Below are 16,301 nucleotides of genomic sequence, written 5' to 3'. Positions count from 1 at the left end.
CCACTCGACCTGCGGTGAATCACGTCTGGTGGTCGCCGTTGCGGGAGGCCGACCGCGCCCGCCAGACCCATACGGCGACCGCGACCACCGCCAGCCAGGTCAGCCCGAGCATCCACCCGCCCAGCACGTCGCTGGGGTAGTGCACGCCAAGGTAGACCCGCGACAGGCCGACCAGCACCGCACCCGCCGCCGCGGTCAGCCAGGCGGTCGCCCATACCGTGCGGTTGCCGGTCAGCATGCAGACCAGCCACGCCAGCAGCGCGAAGCCGACCAGTGAGCTGGTGCTGTGCCCGGACGGGAACGAGAAGCCGGTCTCCGGCACCACCTGGCCCGGCGGGTTCGGCCGCTCCCGGCCGATCGTCACCTTGATGCCGAGCACCAGCAGCTGCACCAGGCCCAGCGTGAGCACCCCGAGCGCGATCGGATACCAGGAGCGCAGCCGCCAGGCGACGTAGGCGACCCCGGCGACGGACGCGACCGCCAGCGCGACGGCGCTGCCGAGATCGGTCACCGCGATCACGACGCGGTTCAGTCCGGGGGTGCGGTGCCCGGCCAGCCAGTCCACCACCGGCCGGTCGATCACCGTGAGGTCGTCGTCGTCCACGACCGCGTCGAGCACCTCGACGAACACCGACGCCAGCGTGAACACCAGCGCGGCGCCGATCACGAGCAACACCAGCTCGGCCGCCACCTTCGCGGTCACCCACGACACCGCGGCCCGGCCGTGCCGGTCCCCGGCGCGGAACCAGGTCGCTCCCGACAGCACCCGGGCGGCCGGGCGCACCGCGCACACCACCGCGTACGCCGCGCACACGAGCAGCACGACGACGCCCAGCCCCAGCAGCACACTTCCGGTCATCGGCCCTCCTCGGCCGCCATTCGATCAGAGAAGGCTGAGCGGATGCTGGCAACGGGCCGCAGCTGTCCGGCGTGTCCGGCCGCCGCTCACCGGACGGCCCGCCGTGACCGGCGCGAACCGGCACCGCCGGGCCGTCCTGTCCGGACTTCGCGGTGCGGGACCGCGCCGACCGAGAGCATCGACGCATCCGTTCCGAACCGAGCAGAAGGAGTGACGGATGAACATGCGGCGCAGGCTGACGACGCTGGTCGCGGCGGTGGTCGTCGCGGCCACCGCGGGCACGGCCCTGGCGGGATCGGCCCATGCGGCCCCGGCGTCACAGGACGTGCAGCCCCTGGGCGTCGGGGTGTTCCAGCAGATCCGCAACGAGTTCTCGAACAAGTGCGTCATCCCGAAGGGGAACTCGCTCAACCCGAACGCGCCGATCGTGCAGCGCACCTGCGAGAACCGGACACAGCACCGCTGGGCGCTGTTCTCCACCGGCAACGGCTACTACTGGATCGTCAACCAGGGCAGCGGCCTCTGCCTCGACCTCGCCGCCAACAGCGAGGACGAGGTGACCTACGGCACCCGGGCGCAGCAGTTCACCTGCGACATGGCGTACACGAGCGAGCAGTGGACCCCGATCTCGTACTTCGGCACGGGCATCTACCTGTTCCAGAACCGGGTCAAGAACCTGTGCCTGGACGTGCTGGGCCGCTCGGGCAGCAATGACGCCCCGCTGCAGGTCATCGAGTGCAAGCTCTACGAGACCGCGCAGCAGTTCTACTACTACTGATCCCCGGCCACGGCTGGACGGCGTCGCTCAGGCGGCGCCGTCCAGCCGTGCGCGCACCAGCTGTGCGTGGTCGTGGCCGACCCGGTCCAGGATGGTCCACGCCTCCTGCAGCGCGTCCCGTGCCGCGGCGCCGTCGCCGAGCGCGGCGTGGCTGTCGGCGAGGTTCTGCAGCGTGCTCGCCGCCCCGAACCGGTCGCCCGCCTCTCGGAACATCGCCAGGGCGCGCCCGTAGTACGTCACCGCCGTAGTGAACTCGCCGAGGTGGTGGTGGGCGTAGCCGAGGCTGTCCAGGGTGTCGGTGACCCCCTGCGAGTCGCCGACGCGCCGCAGCCGGTCCAGCGCCCGCTTGCAGTGCGACACCGCCTCGCGGTATTCGCCGAGCAGCCCGAGCTGCCAGCCCACGGCGTTGAGCGTGTACGCCTGCCCGGCCGTGTTGCCCGAGGCCGTGAACAGCTCCAGTGCCCGCCGTGACTGCTCCAGCGCCTCGCGGTGGCGCGACGAGCGCTCCAGCGACTGGCCCAGGTTCAGCAGCGTCTGCGCCAGCCCGTCCATGTCACCGAGGTCGGTGAAGGCGTCGAGCGCCTGCTTGAGATGGCCGTACGACTCGTCGTGGCGGCCCAGCCGGGAGCAGGCGCGGGCCAGGTCCCGGTGGGCGTGCGCCTGCCCCGCCAGGTCGCCGTCGTGTGACGCCGCCAGCAGCACCAGCTCCTGCGTCTCGTGCCATTCCGCCCAGTGCGCCCGCCGGTCGAGGTAGCCGGACAGTGCCCAGGCGAGCTGCCACGCGTGCCGCCCGAAGCCGTCGTCGGCGGCCCGGCGGACCTCGGCGAGCAGCACCGGATGCTCGGCGTCGAACCAGGCGGCCGCGGCCGCGTCGTCGGCGAGGTCGGCGGCCGCCGCGCCCGGCACCGGCGGCGCGGGCGTGATGTCGCAGAACGGAGGGTGCATCAGCCCGGCAGCCCGGTGCGCGGTGTGCAGGTAGTGGTCGAGCAGCCGGTGCCGGGCCTGTCGCTGCTCGCCGGGGTCCAGCTCCCGCGACAGCTCGGCGGCGTAGGCCCGGACCAGGTCGTGCAGCAGGTACCGGCCGGGGCGGTGTTCGCTCAGCAGGCCCGCGTCGACCAGCTCGGCGAGGACCCGGCCGGCGGTCCGGCCTGCGGTGCCGGCGAGGCAGGTGATCGCGCGTACGCCGATGTCGCCGCTCGCGGTGAGCCCGAGCAGGCGCAGCAGCCGGGCGGCGCCCGCGTCCAGTGCCCGGAACGACCACGAGAACACGGCGCGCAGGTCGGTGGACCCGTCGCCGGTGCGCAGGGCGTCCAGCTCGCCGGAGCCTTCGCACAGCTCGGCGGCCAGCTCGCGGAGTGGCAGCGTGGGCTGCAGCGCCGCCCGGCAGGCGACGATGCTCAGCGCCAGGGGCAGCCGCGCGCACGCACCCGCGAGCTGAGCGGCGGCACCGGGCTCGGCGCGCAGGCGCGGCTGCCCGATACGCACGGCCAGCAGCTCCACGGCCTCCTCGGCGCTGAGCAGGCAGAGGTTCAGCACCTGCGCGCCGTGTGCCACCACCAGGCCGGCGAGCCGGCTGCGGCTGGTGACCACGGCCAGGCAGCGCGGCCCGGCGGGCAGCAGCGGACGTACCTGGTCGGCGTCGCGGGCGTTGTCCAGCAGCACCAGCACGGCGCGGTCGGCGAGCAGGCTGCGGTACAGCGCGACCCGGGCGTCGGGCTGCGCGGGCACCCGGTCCGGCGGCACCCCGAGCGCCGCCAGGAAGCCGCGTACCGCCTCGTCGGGGGTCATCACCGCGCCCGACGGCTCGAAGCCGCGCAGGTCGATGTAGAGCTGGCCGTCGGGGAAGCGCGGCGTGGCGTCGTGCGCCCAGGCCACGGCGAGCGAGGTCTTGCCGACACCGGCCGGGCCGGTGATCACCACCGGCCCCGCGGCCGCGGTGAGGGTCGCCAGTTCCGCGTCGCGCCCCACGAAGCCGCGTACGCGGGGCGGCAGGCCGCGGGGCGTGACGCGCTCGCCTGGATGCGGCGCGTCCGCACCGGCCCGCGCTGCCCCGGCGGGGGCCCGCTCGGCGGGCGCGCTCAGGGCCGCCTCGCCGAGCAGGTGCTCGACCACGGTGTGCCGCCGCCGCCAGAACTCCTCGACGCCGAACTCGCGCGACACCAGTGCCGCCCGGCCGTGTTCGCGCGCGTGCGCGAGACAGCCCGCCACCAGCGCCCGGATCACCCGCCAGTCCGGCAGGCGGCCGATCCGCCCGGCGAGGATCGCGCCGAGCTGGCTCTTGCCCAGGCCGACCTCGGCCGCGAGCTGCCGCAGGCTCGGCCCGCCCGCCTGCTCGCGCAGTTGCCGCAGATCGCCGCAGAGGCGGCCGAGCAGCTGTGGCGCGACGTCACCGGCGGTCGGCATGACCCTCCCCGTGTCGATGGTCCTACCGACCGTAGAACAGCGCCGCGGTGGCGCTGTATCCACGAACCGACCATGTCCACTTGAAGACACCTCAACCCGGCGGAAGCGGTGTCAAACCGCCAGTGGGCCGGCTTCGCCGCCGTCGCCCTCACCGCTCAGGAAGGCGTACACGTCGACGATGTCGAGCACCTCCCGGACCATGCCCGAAGCCCGGGTGAGCCGGAACGAGCCGCCGTGGCGCGCGGCGAGACCGTGCGCGCTGAGCAGCACCCGGATGCCGCTGGAGTCCAGGAACGTCACCCGGTCCATGTCGACCTCGACGGGCCGCCCGGGGTGGGCCTCGATGGCGCCGACCAGCCAGGTCGTGAGGTCCTGCTCGGTCATCAGGTCGAACTCACCGGCCAGGGAGACCCGGACGGCGTCTGGCAGAACCTCCACCTCGTGTGTGGCCTGCGGGGTGCTTGCTCGCTCCATGAACAAAGACAATCACAGCCTCCGTACGGCGACAACGGCGACGTCATCGGCATTGGGCGGGCTGGTCAGGCGCTTGAGCAGCCGGTCACAGTAGAGATCGAGGTCCGCGTCGACGGCGCCGGCGATCGCGGTGAGGTCCGCGATGCCGTCACGGATCGTGATGTCACGCCGTTCCACCAGGCCGTCGGTGTACAGCAGCAGGGTGCCGCCCTCGGCGACGGTGAACTCCAGGTCGGCGGGCCGGGGGTGGCCGATGCCGAGCAGCGGCGCGCGCTGCCACACCTCGCTCACCTGGCCGTCCTGGATGAGCAGCGGCGGCAGGTGACCGGCGTTGGCCAGCCGGGCGCGGCCCGTTCGCGGGTCGAACAGCAGCACGCACAGCGTGGCCATCTCCCCGGGCAGCAGCCGGACCATCAGGTCGTCGACGCGCCGCACGATCTCACCGGGCCCGTGCCCTTCGACGGCGTAGGCGCGCAGCGCGTGGCGGATCTCGGCCATGACCGTCGCCGCGTGCAGCGAGTGCCCGACGACGTCGCCGATGGCGATCAGCAGCGTGTCGCCGAGCGCCGCCAGCTCGTAGAAGTCACCGCCGATCTCGGCTTCCTGGCTCGCGGGCTCGTACCGCACCGCGAACTGCACGCCCTCCACGGTGGGCAGGCGCCGGGGCAGCAGGCTGCGCTGCAGCGTGATGGCGATCTGGTGGTCCTGGTACTGCGCGCGCTGCGCCTCGGCCGCGGCGGCCAGCGCCGAGGTCAGCTGCGTCAGCAGCTGGACGTGGTGGTCGTCGTCGGAGGCGGTGGTGAACACGTACAGCGGCGGCCGGTCGGCGCGGGGCCGGGCCGTCGCGACGGTCGCGGTCCCCGGGGGCCAGCCGGGCGGCAGCTGCCACCGTGCCGCGTCACCGGTGACCAGGCGGGTGCCGATCGGCACCTCCTCGCCGGGCTGCTCCCAGGGTGTGAGCGTGACGTGGCCCGCGCCGGCCGCCAGCGCGCAGGTCCACCCCGCGTCCGGGCTGCTGACCGCGACGGCGGCCACCCCGCCGAACAGCCGGGCCGCCCCCGTGGCGGCGTGGCCGAGCAGTTCGGCGAAGTCCCGGGCCATGGTGACCGCGAGGGTCGTGTCGGCGAGCTGGGCCAGGCCGTCGGCGAGCTGCTCGGCCGCCCGGCGCGCGCGGTAGTAGCGCAGCACCGCGTGCACCGTGGCCACCAGCTCCTGCGGATCGATCGGCTCCACCAGGTAGCCGTCGGCCCCGCCGACCAGCCCGAGCGTGCGGTCTGGCGCGTCGACCGCGTGCGCCGACACGTGGATCACCGGGATGGTTGCGGTGTGCGGGTCCGACTTGATCCGGCGGCACACGTCCAGGCCGCTCATGTCGGGCAGCTTGACGTCGAGCACGATCATGTCGAAGTGCTGCCGCCCGGTGTGGTCCAGGGCGTCGTGGCCGCTCTCCGCCTCGGTCACGATGAAGCCCGCGCGGGTGAGCCAGTTCTTGATCAGGTAGCGCTTGGGGGCGCTGTCGTCGACCAGCAGGACGGCCGCCGCCTCCGGCGCGTTCACGGCTGCCTCGAGACCGGCAGGGTGACGGTGAACGTGCTCCCGCGGCCCGGTTCGCTGTCCAGGCTCATGGTGCCGCCGAGGATGCCCACCAGCCGGCGGGCGTACGGCAGTCCCAGGCCGGTGCCGCGGACCTTCTGCCGGCGGGGGAGCTGCACGAACTCCTCGAAGATGCGTTCGTGGTCGGCGGCCGGGATGCCGATGCCGGTGTCGGCCACGGTGATCCGCCACTGCTCGCCGTCGCGCTCGGCCCGCATGGTCACCGTGCCCTGCTCGGTGAACTTGACCGCGTTGTGCAGCAGGTTGCGCAGCACCTGGGAGAGCAGCACCTCGTCGGACTCCAGGCACGCGCCGTCCTCCGGCGCCTCCACGACGAGCTCGACGTCGGGGCTGACCAGGATGGCCTTCAGGGTGCCGCGCAGCTGCTTGAACAGCGGGCTGAGGTCGACGGTGGCCCAGGCGGGCTCCAGGTGGCCGGACTCCGCCTTGGCCAGGTCCAGCAGGTCGTTGACCAGCGACAGCAGGTCGGCGGCCGAACCGCGCATCAGCTCGATCTGCTCGCCCTGCGCCGGGGTGAGCGGGTCGGAGGCGGAGTCCGACAGCAGCCGGACCAGCCCGATGATCGAGGTGACGGGGGCGCGCAGCTCGTGGCTGACGTTGGCCAGGAAGCGCGACTTGGCCTCACTGGCCTGGCGCAGCTGCTCGGACTTCTCGTCCAGCTCGGCGTAGAGGGCCACCACGCCGCGGTTGGTCTCCTCCAGCTCGGAGCTGAGCTGCAGGTACAGCGCCATCACGCCGCGGTTGGTCTCCTCCAGCTCGTCGTTGAGCGTCTTGAGCCGGTCGCGCTGCTGCCGGGCCTCCTCCAGGCCGGCCAGCAGGTGCTCGTTCTGCGAGGCGAGCTCGTCGAGCGGGCTGGCCACCGCCGATGCCGTGAGCGCACGCTGCACCTGCTCGACGCGGTCGGCGTCGGGCAGGCCCTGCTGGGGAAGTCGACGTGACAGCATGACTGCTGTCTCCTGCCCGCTCTCGGTGACTTCTAAAACATCGACCAGCCTGCCGGCGGGCCGCAGCGCGGCCGGATCGACCGGGCCGGCCACACAGAGCCGGAAGCACAGGTGGGTGGGCTGCCCGCCGAGCGAGAACGTCACGTCCACCGCATCGTTGGCGGCCAGCAGCTGGCGGCCCACGTCGCTGAGCGCGGTGGCCAGCCGGATCTGGTCCTGGTGCTCCAGGCCCAGCGCCGCCGCGGCCTCGCGCCCACGCTGCCGCACGGCGAAGACGTCCTGCTCGCGGCGGAGCACCAGGTGCAGCAGCACGGTGCCGCTCATGGCGTCGCCCTGGCCACCAGCACGCAGGCGTCGTCGCGGCGGACCCCGGCGTCACGCAGCACGGTGGCGGCGATCAGCAGCGGGGAACGGGTGTCGAGCCCGGGATACCCGGTCAGGCTCCACTTGTCGCTCACCCCGTCGGAGTGCATGACGAGCAGCGACTGTGCGGTGAAAGGCAGTACGAACTGCCGGAAGCTCGCCCTGCCGTGCCCGACGATGCCGGGCATGGAGACCATGCCGCGCCGCTCGGCGCCGGTCACCACGGCCGTGGCGACGTTGCCGACGCCACAGGCGCGCACCACCCCGGCGGCCGGGTCGATCTCGGCGATGGTGGCGGCGGCGCCGCGCGTGTGCGACAGACCCCGGTGCAGGCGCTCGACCAGCGCCGCGGGCGCCTCGTCCGGGGCGGTGTGGAAGATGTTGAAGGCGGCCTGGGCGGCCGCGGCCGCGGCCGGGCCGTGCCCCAGCCCGTCGCAGACCATGACCTGCCGCCGGGCGGCGTGGTCGCGTACGGCGAAGCAGTCGCCGCTGACCGTCTCGCCGGTCAGCGGCCGGGTGAGCCCGTCCGCCCAGGCCGGCGGCGGTTCGGCCGCCTGCCAGAGGCGGGCGGCGAGCACGGAGCCGCGCCCGGGCAGGGAGAACCCTTCGCAGCGGTCGGCCAGCCGGGCCACCGCCCCGAGCCCGATGCCCAGCGTGCCGGTCGTGGAGTGGCCGTCCTCGTACATCGCGGACAGGTCCACCATGCCCGGCGCCGAGTCGATGCTGACGATCTCGACGCCGACGTTGTCGGCCTGCCGCACCGGGCGCACCAGCAGGCTGCCCTCGTCGGCGTGTTTGATCAGGTTGCTGGCCAGCTCGGCGACGACGATCGCGATGTTGTCGGTCTTCTGCTCGCCGAGCCCGACCGCCCGCGCCAGCTCGACCGTGTAGCGGCGCACGGTGCCCACGGCGCTGGCGTCGTCCATCCGGAACCAGGCCGGGGTGGGGGTGAGCGAGCTCAGCGCGCCCACTTGACCACCGCCACGGTGGTCCCGGCGCCGACCGCCGTGTCCAGGTGGAACTCGTCGACCAGCCGGCGCGCGCCGCTCAGGCCCAGCCCCATCCCGGTCCCGCTGGTGTAGCCGTCGGTCAGCGCGAGCTCCACGTCGGCGATGCCCGGCCCGCTGTCGGTGAACACGATCCGCACCCCGCGGCGGGAGCCGTTGAGCACGCGGCAGACCTCGGCGCTGCCGCCCCCGCCGTAGACGAGCGTGTTGCGGGCCAGCTCACTCGCGGCGGTGACCACCTTCGTCTGGTCGACCAGCGACAGCTTGGCGGCGACCGCGGCGGTCCGCACCAGCTGGCGGACGCGGACCACGTCCTCGTCGCTGCTGATGGCCTGCACCTGGCGGTCGGTGGCCTCGCTCGTGGTCATGAGGAGGCCGGGTCCGGATCGGCGAAGAGCTCCAGATCGTCGACCGTGTCCGGCTCGGTGCTGCGGGCCAGCAGCTCCAGGCCGCGCTCCACGTTGAGGGCGGTGCGGATGCCCTCCAGGGACAGTCCCAGCTCCACCAGCGTGATGGCGACGGCGGGCCGCATACCGACCACGATGGTCTCCGCGTCCAGCACCCGCGAGATCGAAGCGATCGTCGACAGGGTGCGGCCGACGAACGAGTCGACGATGTCGAGCCCGGTGATGTCGATGACGACACCCCTGCAGCCGGTGTCCACGATGCGCTGGCCGAGGTCCTCCTGCAGCTGCAGGGCCATCTGGTCCTGCATGTCGATCTGGATCGACACCAGCAGCACCGAGCCGATCTTGAGGATCGGCAGCCGGTCCATCACGCCTCCCGCTTCACGGCACGCTGGTCGGCGTTGCGGCGCTGCACCGCGTGCCGCAGCGCGTCGGCGAGGCTGGCCTTCGTGACGATGTCGCCGAACTCGATGCCCAGGGTCACGATGGTCTGCGCGATCTGCGGGCGGATGCCGGAGATGATGCACTCCGCGCCCATCAGCCGCGCGGCCATCACGGTCTTGAGCACGTGCTGCGCGACCTGCGTGTCGACGGCCGGCACGCCGGTGATGTCGATGATCGCGTACGGCGAGCCCGTGTCGACCAGGGCCTCCAGCAGCCGCTCCATGACCACCTGGGCCCGGGCGGAGTCCAGGGTGCCGACCAGTGGGACGGCGACGACGCCCTCCCAGAGCTTCACCACGGGCGTGGACAGCTCCAGCAGCTGCTCACCCTGCGCGGTGATGATCTCCTCGCGGGCGCGCGAGTACGCCTCGAACGTGAACAGGCCCAGCTCGTCGATCAGCGCCGACCACGCCACATAGTCGCGCAGCGCCGCGTCGTCGCCCTTCTCCACCTCGGCGGCCTCGTACAGGGCGGTCTTGAGCGCGAACACGCTCGTCGCGGTCTCACTGGCGGTGAAACCCATGCGCGCCCGGCTGCGCGACAGCTCGGTGAGCAGCGCACGCAGCTCGGCGCTGTGCACCGCGTCGACGCCGGTCGCGCCGGCCAGCAGCGCGCCGCGCAGCTGTGCCTGGAGCTCGCCGGTGTGGCGGGCCGCCTCGGCGACGGTGAGCCGGCCCTTCAGCGGTGCGGCCGCGACCTCCGACCAGCGCTGGGAGATCCTGTCCGCCTGTGTGGACAGCAACTGGCCGAGGCGTTCCGCCTGTTCTGCGTTCAGCGCCATGTTCTCGTGTCCTCTGCCGTGTCGTCGTGTCGCCCTGACCGGTAGGCGACTTTAACACCGCGCGCCGAGCGCTCCCACACGCTGTGAGCGCGGAAGGATCACGGTCGCCGGCAGGTTTGGGCCGCGGCGTTGGTGGGCAGGGGCGCCAAGTGATCCCGTGCAGATGCGACATCCTGGCCGGGCGGGAAACTGCGCGTCCGGCGGCCGCGGGGCGCACCGGGCAGCGGCGCGTCACGTGCACCGGGCACGGGTCATGTATGTTGCTCATGCTCCGAGCACGGGCCGGACCGCAGGCGCCGCCGCACCCCGGCCGATCGCGAGCAGAGCTGCCGAGCGCTGCCGGCCTGTCCGCCCGACATCGCACCAGGATGCCGATGGGCAGGGCGGAGGAGATGTGCGCCAGGTGAGCACCCCGTTCGAGCAGCCGCCGTGGGACGTGGCGACGATCTCGTTCAGCAGCGCGTCGCAGCTGGCGGCCGTACGCGACTTCGTGGGCGACCACGCGCTCGCGGCCGGGCTCCCGCCGGATCGGGTGCGCGGGCTGCGGCTGGCGGTCAGCGAGGTCGTCACGAACACGCTGCGGCATACCTCGGGCGGCGGGGTGATGCGGGTGTGGACCGAGGGTGACGAGGTCATCTCGGAGCTGACCGACCACGGCTCGTTCCGGCACGAGGTCCGGGCACCCGTGGAGCACCCCACCGCCGCCGGCGGATGGGGGCTCTACATCACCGGCCAGGTGTGTGACGAGTTCCTCTGCTACAGCAGGCCGGGCCGGACCGTGTGGCGGCTGGTGCTCAAGCGGGCGCCCCGGCCCGGGGCGGCCGGACCCGCGCCCTCCCGGCCACCGGAGGACGCTGGTGAGCCGCGCCTGTAGCCGCTGTGTACCGGTGGTGTAGCGGACCCGCCTAGCGTCGCGCGCACAGGCCGGGACACCCCCGGCGCCGTCTCACCGCCGGGAGTGCGCATGCCCACCAGAAGAAGCCTCATCGTGGCGGGGCTCGCCGCCGCGGGGTCCGCGCTCGCCGCGACACCCGCCGCCGCGCTGCCCACGGCCGACATGGAGGCCGTGGTCAAGGCCGCGCAGATCGACCCGCGCCGCGCCGACTCCGCGCTCACCCCCGGCAGCCGCGACAGCGTGCTGCTGGTCGAGCAGGCCCTGCAGGCGAAGGGACTGCTGGCCGCGTCCTACGCCGACGGCCACTTCGGCACCCGGACCATCGACGCGTACGCCGCCTGGCAGCGCTCACTCGGCTACACCGGCCTGGACGCCACCGGCCTGCCCGGTCCCACGTCGCTGCGGCTGCTCGGCGAGGGCCGGTTCACGCTGACCCGGGTGCTGTCGCCGGGCACGGTGTCGACCTGGCGCGGCGTGCCGGTCAACGCCCGGACCAAGGCGATGCTGCTGGAGGCCGAACGGCTGCTCGGCCGCCAGTTCACCATCACCCAGGGCTCGTACAGCCCCGGGGAGGACCCGACCTCTGCCGGCACCCACGACGGCGGCGGCGCGCTGGACCTCGCGGTGACCGGGCTGACCAGCACACAGCGGACGGCGTCGGTGCGGCGGCTGCGCGAGGTCGGCTTCGCCGCCTGGCTGCGTACGCCGTCGCAGGGCAACTGGCCGTATCACATCCACGCGGTCGCGCTCGCCGACACCGACCAGTCCACCCCCGCCCGCAACCAGGCCGGCGACTACTACCTGGGCATGAACGGGCTGGCCAACCGCGGCCCCGACGACGGCCCGCAGGTCACCAAGGTGACCTGGGAGGAGTACCAGCGAGCGCGCTGAGGCTGCGCACCAGCTCCTGCGCCTCGGCCAGGCGGCGCGCGTAGCGGGCGGGCACCCGGGCGTGCAGCCGCGCGAACGCGATCTCGGCGGCACGGGCGTGCGCCGCGGCGGCGGCCGGGTCCGACGGGCGCAGCGCGTAGGCCAGCGCGTAGCGCGCGTACGCGGGCCCGTCCGTCTCGTCCTCGGTGAACGCGCCGCCCTCGGTGAGCGTCTGCCACACCTGCCGGGCCTCCTCCGCGGCGGCGCGGCCGTCCTGCCCGGCGTCGGTGAGGGCCAGGGCGAGCGCCAGGTGCGCGTAGGCCGTGCCCGCCCCGGTGTACGCGGGCAGGTCCCGGTGGTCCAGGCCGCGGTCGACGGTGACGGCCCAGCGGGCCACCTGCACGGCCTCGTCGACCGCGCCGACCCGGCGCAGGACCAGGCTCAGGTTCGCGGCGACGAGCACCCGCTGGAGGTCGGCGGCCGGGGCGCGGTCGGTGTCCAGGCGCGCGTACGCGTACGCCTGCCGCAGCCGCGGCACCGCGGCCCGGTCGTCGTTCAGCACGGCCAGCACGCGGCCGAGGGACAGGTTGGGCCGGACGGCCCCGCCGGGATCGCGCTCGGCGTAGCGGTCGGCGGTGGCCGCGGCCTCCTCGGCGTAGGCCAGCGCGGCCCGCATCCGGCCGGCCGTGTCGTGCTCGTCGGCGTGCCACAGCAGCGCCTCGGCGAGTGCGGGCAGCACGGCGTCCGCGGTGCGGCGGCGCAGGCGGGACGTGTCCTGGCGCAGCCTCGTGGCCGCCACGGCGTCCTCGCGGGCGAACAGCCTGTCGGCGCGGCGGGTGATGCGGCGCAGGCGCCGGGTGAGGCGGCGTTCGCGGATGGCGTTCCGGTTCAGATAGAGGCCGAAGACGAGCAGGCCGACGCCGAGCAGCAGCGGGGAGAGGTCCAGATCCGCGGGCACGGCCATGATCATAGACAGCCGGCCGGCCGGTGGTGATCATCCTTTTCGGTATTCGTGCGTGGCCGCCGAGCGTGGACCGGTTTCGCGGCCGCTCCCCGAAAATCAGGGCATAATACACATGTGGTACGCGATGCCATTCACGACGAGGTCGTCCGCGAGCACCTGGACGAGCTGGGGCTCAAGCACTTCCTCGACGTCCGGGCGACCGTGCGCTCCCTGCTGGAGCACCTGGCCCGGCTGCAGCGCGCCGCGTACGCCGCGGTCGTCGCCGAGCGGCTGCTGCACGAGCACGAGAGCCTGCCCGCACGGGAGCGCGCCGCGTACGCCACCGACTGGCGGCCCGCCCTGGACATGGTCTGGCGTGGCCTGTCCGGAGATGCCACGGCCGAGCCGGAGCTCGCTCACGCGATCGGCTGCTTCTACCTGAGCCCCAACTTCGCCGACCGCCGCCGCGACGACCCGACCGACATGCCGGGCAACGCCGCGCTGGCCGCCTTCTACGCCGCCGAGTGCTACCTGCACGGCTGCGTCGAGTTCGCGACCTGGACCGGCTGGCGCGGCTTCGACACCGCCGCCGTGCACGCCGCGGGGGACCGCGACTGGCCGCGCCGCCGCCCGCCCGAGGTGGACGCGCTCGCCTGGGAGCTGGCCCACCCCGCCATCCAGGCCGAACTGGACCTGCAGCTGGCCGAGATCGAGCTGATCAGCGCCGAAGGCGCCGACCTGCTCGAGGACACCGCGCGGGACACCTTCCTCAAACGACTGCGCCGCCTGTCCGGCTGACCACCGGGGCCGCTGCGCGGCCCGAGGATGGGAAGGTGCCCTTCCCATCCCGTCAGCGGGTGCGGCGCAGGAGCCACTCGGCGAGTAGCAGGTTCGGCACCCAGCACAGGAACGGCACCAGGTGGTACGCCAGCTCGAACGCAGCCTCGGGGTCCATCCCGAACCCGGCCAGCAACGGGGTCAGCACGCCGAGCCACAGCCGCAGCATCACCGCCGCGTAGGTCAGCGCGAACGTGCGCACCGCCCAGCGCCGGTGGGCGGTGAAGTCCCGTCGCCGGGCGGCCTGGACCGCCGCGCCCACGAACCCGATCCACAGCACCGCGAGCAGCCCGAACCCGGCCGTGCCGATCGGACCGGCCTGGTTCGACGGCGCCAGCACCAGGCCCCCCAGCCCGGCCGCCAGGATCGAGATCGCCACGACCCGCCCGTTGACCCGGTGCAGCCGGGGCAGCCTGGTCCGGATCCGCGCGGCCAGCTGCAGCGGGGACAGCGCCAGCGCGATCCCGCCACAGACGATGTGGACGTAGAACGCCGCCTGCGCCCAGTCCGGCAGCGCGGCATAGCTCGCGGCGAACGCGTCGTCCTGCGCCGCGAGCCCGCGCAGCGAGGTGCTGAGGTACGGCAGCGGCGCGAACGCCGCGATGGCCACCGCGGTGAGCGCCAGCCACCAGAAACCCGCCGCGCGACCGCGCGACCTGGGGCGTTCAGCGGGCAGGCTGGTCGTCGACATGAAGAGTCCTTCGTGCTCGGTCGTCCGGTCGGCCCGAGCGTAGGCAGCCCGGTGCGCCCAGGTCTCCACTCGCGACAGGGATCCCGTCTCCCTCACCCGAGGGGTTTCCGGAACTGCGGCTGCCGCCCGGTGCGCCCGGTCCGGCAGGATGGCGGCCATGCGACTGCCCGAGGCGCTGCGGCGCGTGCCGGTGTCCGACCTGTGGCTGGCCGTCGGCCTGTCCGCGGTCTCGGTCACGGCCGCGCTGCTGCTGCCGGTGGGGCCGCCCTACCGGCCGGTCGGCGTGGTGGGCGCGGCGCTGAGCGGGGTCGCCCCGCTCGCGCTGGCGCTGCGGCGGACCGCGCCGTTGCCGGTGCTCGCCGCCACCGGTGCGGTGGTGCCGCTCGCGGCCGCACTGGGCTACCCCGTGATGACGGTGCAGTGGCCCGCCTGGATCGCCCTGTTCACCTGCTTCTCGCTGGGCGAGCGGTGGGGCCGCCGCGCGGTGGCGGTGCTGCTGACGTGCCTGTCGGTGGCCGGGTTCGTCGTCGCCGACCGAGGTGCTGTCGGCACGCTGGACTATTTCGGCATCGCCATGTGCTTCCTGGTCTCGACGGTGGCCGGGGACGCCGCGCGCACCCGCCGGGCCGCCGCCGAGGCCGCGCACCTGCGCGTGCTGGCGCTGGCCCGGGAGCGTACGGAGGCCGCCGAGCGCATCATCGCCGGGGAGCGCCGCCGCCTGGCCGAGGAGCTGCACGACGCGCTCGGTCACGCGGTCAACGTGATGGTCATGCAGGCCGGGGTCGGCCGGCGCGTGTTCGCCGAGAACCCGCAGTTCGCCGCGCAGGCCCTGGCGCACGTCGAGACCGTCGGCCGCGATGCGCTGGGCGAGCTGGACCGGCTGCTGCGCGTGCTGCACCCCGATGCGGCGACGCCACCCGGCCGCGAGCCCGCAGGCGGCGGCGCGGACGGGCCCGCCCCGGCGCTGACCGGCCTGGCCGAGCTGGCCGACCGGGTCCGCGCGGCCGGGCGCGAGGTGGTGCTGAAACCCGCCGACGTGTCCCTGTCGCCGAGCGCCGAGCGCGCCCTCTACCGCATCGCCCAGGAGGCCGTCACCAACGCGCTGCGGCACAGCACCGGCGGCCCCGTCACCGTCGAGGTCACGCAGCTCGCGGACACGGTCGTGCTGGAGGTGGGCAACGAGGTGCCGCCGATGTCCGCGCCCGTCCCCGGGCGCGGCCTGATCAACATGCACGAGCGGGCGCGCCTGGAGGGCGGCTGGTTCGAGGCGGGGCCGGTCGGGGGCCGCTTCCGGGTGCGGGCCGCGCTGCCCGCCGCCGTGGCGGTGCGCCCGTGATCCGGGTGCTGCTCGCCGACGACGACGCCCTGGTGCGGGGCGGGCTGCGCGCGCTGCTGGCCGCCGAGCCCGGCATCGAGGTCGTCGGCGAGGCCGCCGACGGGCGCGAGGCGGTCGCGGCGGCCCGCGCGTCGCGGCCGGACGTGGTGGTGATGGACGTACGCATGCCGGTGCACGACGGCACCTCGGCCGGTCGCGAGATCGTGTCCTGGCCGCCGCCGCGGCCCCGGGTGCTGATGCTGACCACGTTCGACCACGACGAGGTCGTCGACGCCGCGATCGCCGCCGGGGTGGACGGCTTCCTGCTGAAACGTGCCACCCCGGAGGAGTTGGTCGCCGGTGTCCGCACCGTCGCGGCCGGCCACGCGCTGCTGGCTCCGGCGGTGACCCGGCGGCTGCTGCGCGAGGCGGCCACGCGGCTGGCCCGCACCGACGGCACGGCGGCGACCGCAGCCCGGCTCACCGAGCGCGAGGCGCAGGTGCTGCACGCCCTGGCCGCGGGCAAGTCCAACGCGGAGATCGCCGAGGCGATGTACATCTCGCTGGAGACGGTGAAGTCCCACATCAAGAGCGTGCTCGGCAAGCTCGGCGTACGCGACCGCACCCAGGCCGTGGTCTGGGCCTACCGCAGCGGCTTCACCGCCCGGTGAACGCG

At 74.0% G+C, this 16,301-nt stretch carries 17 protein-coding genes; 6 read left to right on the top strand and 11 right to left on the bottom strand.

The genetic code is table 11. The annotated features are described in order from the left end of the window. Window positions 1-19: 19 nt before the first annotated feature. Window positions 20-859: a phosphatase PAP2 family protein gene (locus tag CS0771_RS26275; RefSeq protein ID WP_212843487.1), complete on the bottom strand. Its 840-nt coding sequence runs from the start codon at window positions 857-859 to the stop codon at window positions 20-22. A 217-nt stretch (window positions 860-1,076) separates the two neighbouring features. On the opposite strand from CS0771_RS26275, the gene CS0771_RS26270 reads away from it, so the two are divergent. Then, complete coding sequence (locus tag CS0771_RS26270) at window positions 1,077-1,637, top strand: RICIN domain-containing protein (RefSeq protein WP_212843486.1); 561 nt, start codon at window positions 1,077-1,079, stop codon at window positions 1,635-1,637. Window positions 1,638-1,664: 27 nt separating this feature from the next. Here CS0771_RS26270 and CS0771_RS26265 read toward each other — a convergent pair whose 3' ends face one another. The 8 genes from CS0771_RS26265 to CS0771_RS26230 all read right to left on the bottom strand — a co-directional run bounded on the left by CS0771_RS26265 (window position 1,665) and on the right by CS0771_RS26230 (window position 10,074). Continuing rightward, window positions 1,665-4,040 carry a tetratricopeptide repeat protein gene (locus CS0771_RS26265; RefSeq protein WP_212843485.1) on the bottom strand — a complete coding sequence of 792 codons (2,376 nt, stop codon included), beginning with the start codon at window positions 4,038-4,040 and terminating at the stop codon, window positions 1,665-1,667. 111 nt (window positions 4,041-4,151) lie between these two features. Beyond that, window positions 4,152-4,514 carry an STAS domain-containing protein gene (locus CS0771_RS26260; protein ID WP_212843484.1) on the bottom strand — a complete coding sequence of 121 codons (363 nt, stop codon included), beginning with the start codon at window positions 4,512-4,514 and terminating at the stop codon, window positions 4,152-4,154. A 12-nt stretch (window positions 4,515-4,526) separates the two neighbouring features. Beyond that, window positions 4,527-6,071, bottom strand: a complete 1,545-nt coding sequence (locus tag CS0771_RS26255; protein WP_212843483.1) for a fused response regulator/phosphatase — start codon at window positions 6,069-6,071, stop codon at window positions 4,527-4,529. Next, window positions 6,068-7,396, bottom strand: a complete 1,329-nt coding sequence (locus CS0771_RS26250; protein WP_212843482.1) for a sensor histidine kinase — start codon at window positions 7,394-7,396, stop codon at window positions 6,068-6,070. Before CS0771_RS26250 ends, CS0771_RS26255 begins: the two co-directional genes overlap by 4 nt. Continuing rightward, entirely contained in the window at window positions 7,393-8,406 is a 1,014-nt protein-coding gene (locus tag CS0771_RS26245) for an ATP-binding SpoIIE family protein phosphatase (RefSeq protein WP_244871038.1), read from the bottom strand. The genes CS0771_RS26250 and CS0771_RS26245 overlap by 4 nt, the downstream gene beginning before the upstream one ends. Then, on the bottom strand, window positions 8,394-8,810 hold the full coding sequence (locus tag CS0771_RS26240; RefSeq protein WP_212843481.1) for an anti-sigma regulatory factor: 417 nt from the start codon (window positions 8,808-8,810) through the stop codon (window positions 8,394-8,396). The genes CS0771_RS26245 and CS0771_RS26240 overlap by 13 nt, the downstream gene beginning before the upstream one ends. Continuing rightward, on the bottom strand, window positions 8,807-9,217 hold the full coding sequence (locus CS0771_RS26235; RefSeq protein WP_212843480.1) for an STAS domain-containing protein: 411 nt from the start codon (window positions 9,215-9,217) through the stop codon (window positions 8,807-8,809). Before CS0771_RS26235 ends, CS0771_RS26240 begins: the two co-directional genes overlap by 4 nt. Further along, window positions 9,217-10,074: an STAS domain-containing protein gene (locus tag CS0771_RS26230; RefSeq protein WP_212843479.1), complete on the bottom strand. Its 858-nt coding sequence runs from the start codon at window positions 10,072-10,074 to the stop codon at window positions 9,217-9,219. The genes CS0771_RS26235 and CS0771_RS26230 overlap by 1 nt, the downstream gene beginning before the upstream one ends. Window positions 10,075-10,477: 403 nt before the next feature. Between CS0771_RS26230 and CS0771_RS26225 the strand changes: the two genes are divergently transcribed. Next, on the top strand, window positions 10,478-10,948 hold the full coding sequence (locus CS0771_RS26225; protein ID WP_212843478.1) for an ATP-binding protein: 471 nt from the start codon (window positions 10,478-10,480) through the stop codon (window positions 10,946-10,948). 90 nt (window positions 10,949-11,038) lie between these two features. After that, complete coding sequence (locus CS0771_RS26220; RefSeq protein ID WP_212843477.1) at window positions 11,039-11,860, top strand: peptidoglycan-binding protein; 822 nt, start codon at window positions 11,039-11,041, stop codon at window positions 11,858-11,860. Here the strand turns inward: CS0771_RS26220 and CS0771_RS26215 are convergent. After that, complete coding sequence (locus tag CS0771_RS26215; RefSeq protein ID WP_212843476.1) at window positions 11,820-12,797, bottom strand: hypothetical protein; 978 nt, start codon at window positions 12,795-12,797, stop codon at window positions 11,820-11,822. The two genes, CS0771_RS26220 and CS0771_RS26215, sit on opposite strands and share 41 nt — an antisense overlap. Window positions 12,798-12,917: 120 nt before the next feature. On the opposite strand from CS0771_RS26215, the gene CS0771_RS26210 reads away from it, so the two are divergent. Then, entirely contained in the window at window positions 12,918-13,580 is a 663-nt protein-coding gene (locus CS0771_RS26210; RefSeq protein ID WP_212843475.1) for a hypothetical protein, read from the top strand. A 52-nt stretch (window positions 13,581-13,632) separates the two neighbouring features. On the opposite strand, the gene CS0771_RS26205 is transcribed toward CS0771_RS26210, so the two are convergent. Continuing rightward, complete coding sequence (locus CS0771_RS26205) at window positions 13,633-14,310, bottom strand: DUF2306 domain-containing protein (RefSeq protein ID WP_212843474.1); 678 nt, start codon at window positions 14,308-14,310, stop codon at window positions 13,633-13,635. 157 nt (window positions 14,311-14,467) lie between these two features. On the opposite strand from CS0771_RS26205, the gene CS0771_RS26200 reads away from it, so the two are divergent. Then, window positions 14,468-15,646 (top strand): sensor histidine kinase, encoded by a 1,179-nt coding sequence (locus CS0771_RS26200; RefSeq protein ID WP_212843473.1) that lies wholly within the window; start codon window positions 14,468-14,470, stop codon window positions 15,644-15,646. Further along, window positions 15,643-16,296 carry a response regulator transcription factor gene (locus CS0771_RS26195; protein WP_212843472.1) on the top strand — a complete coding sequence of 218 codons (654 nt, stop codon included), beginning with the start codon at window positions 15,643-15,645 and terminating at the stop codon, window positions 16,294-16,296. Before CS0771_RS26200 ends, CS0771_RS26195 begins: the two co-directional genes overlap by 4 nt. Window positions 16,297-16,301: the final 5 nt, after the last annotated feature.

The organism is Catellatospora sp. IY07-71, assembly GCF_018326265.1.
GTDB lineage: Bacteria > Actinomycetota > Actinomycetes > Mycobacteriales > Micromonosporaceae > Catellatospora.
The sequence above is the reverse complement of the archived record's forward strand: the minus strand, read 5'-3'. Positions and strand labels throughout refer to the sequence as shown.

Excerpts from the sequence above, each read along its gene's own strand:
- CS0771_RS26200 (WP_212843473.1), top strand. The coding sequence starts at position 14,468 with ATGCGACTGCCCGAGGCGCTGCGGCGCGTGCCGGTGTCCGACCTGTGG.
- CS0771_RS26270 (WP_212843486.1), top strand. The coding sequence starts at position 1,077 with ATGAACATGCGGCGCAGGCTGACGACGCTGGTCGCGGCGGTGGTCGTC.
- CS0771_RS26230 (WP_212843479.1), bottom strand. The coding sequence starts at position 10,074 with ATGGCGCTGAACGCAGAACAGGCGGAACGCCTCGGCCAGTTGCTGTCC.
- CS0771_RS26250 (WP_212843482.1), bottom strand. The coding sequence starts at position 7,396 with ATGAGCGGCACCGTGCTGCTGCACCTGGTGCTCCGCCGCGAGCAGGAC.
- CS0771_RS26220 (WP_212843477.1), top strand. The coding sequence starts at position 11,039 with ATGCCCACCAGAAGAAGCCTCATCGTGGCGGGGCTCGCCGCCGCGGGG.
- CS0771_RS26265 (WP_212843485.1), bottom strand. The coding sequence starts at position 4,040 with ATGCCGACCGCCGGTGACGTCGCGCCACAGCTGCTCGGCCGCCTCTGC.
- CS0771_RS26205 (WP_212843474.1), bottom strand. The coding sequence starts at position 14,310 with ATGTCGACGACCAGCCTGCCCGCTGAACGCCCCAGGTCGCGCGGTCGC.
- CS0771_RS26240 (WP_212843481.1), bottom strand. The coding sequence starts at position 8,810 with ATGACCACGAGCGAGGCCACCGACCGCCAGGTGCAGGCCATCAGCAGC.
- CS0771_RS26235 (WP_212843480.1), bottom strand. The coding sequence starts at position 9,217 with ATGGACCGGCTGCCGATCCTCAAGATCGGCTCGGTGCTGCTGGTGTCG.
- CS0771_RS26275 (WP_212843487.1), bottom strand. The coding sequence starts at position 859 with ATGACCGGAAGTGTGCTGCTGGGGCTGGGCGTCGTCGTGCTGCTCGTG.
- CS0771_RS26260 (WP_212843484.1), bottom strand. The coding sequence starts at position 4,514 with ATGGAGCGAGCAAGCACCCCGCAGGCCACACACGAGGTGGAGGTTCTG.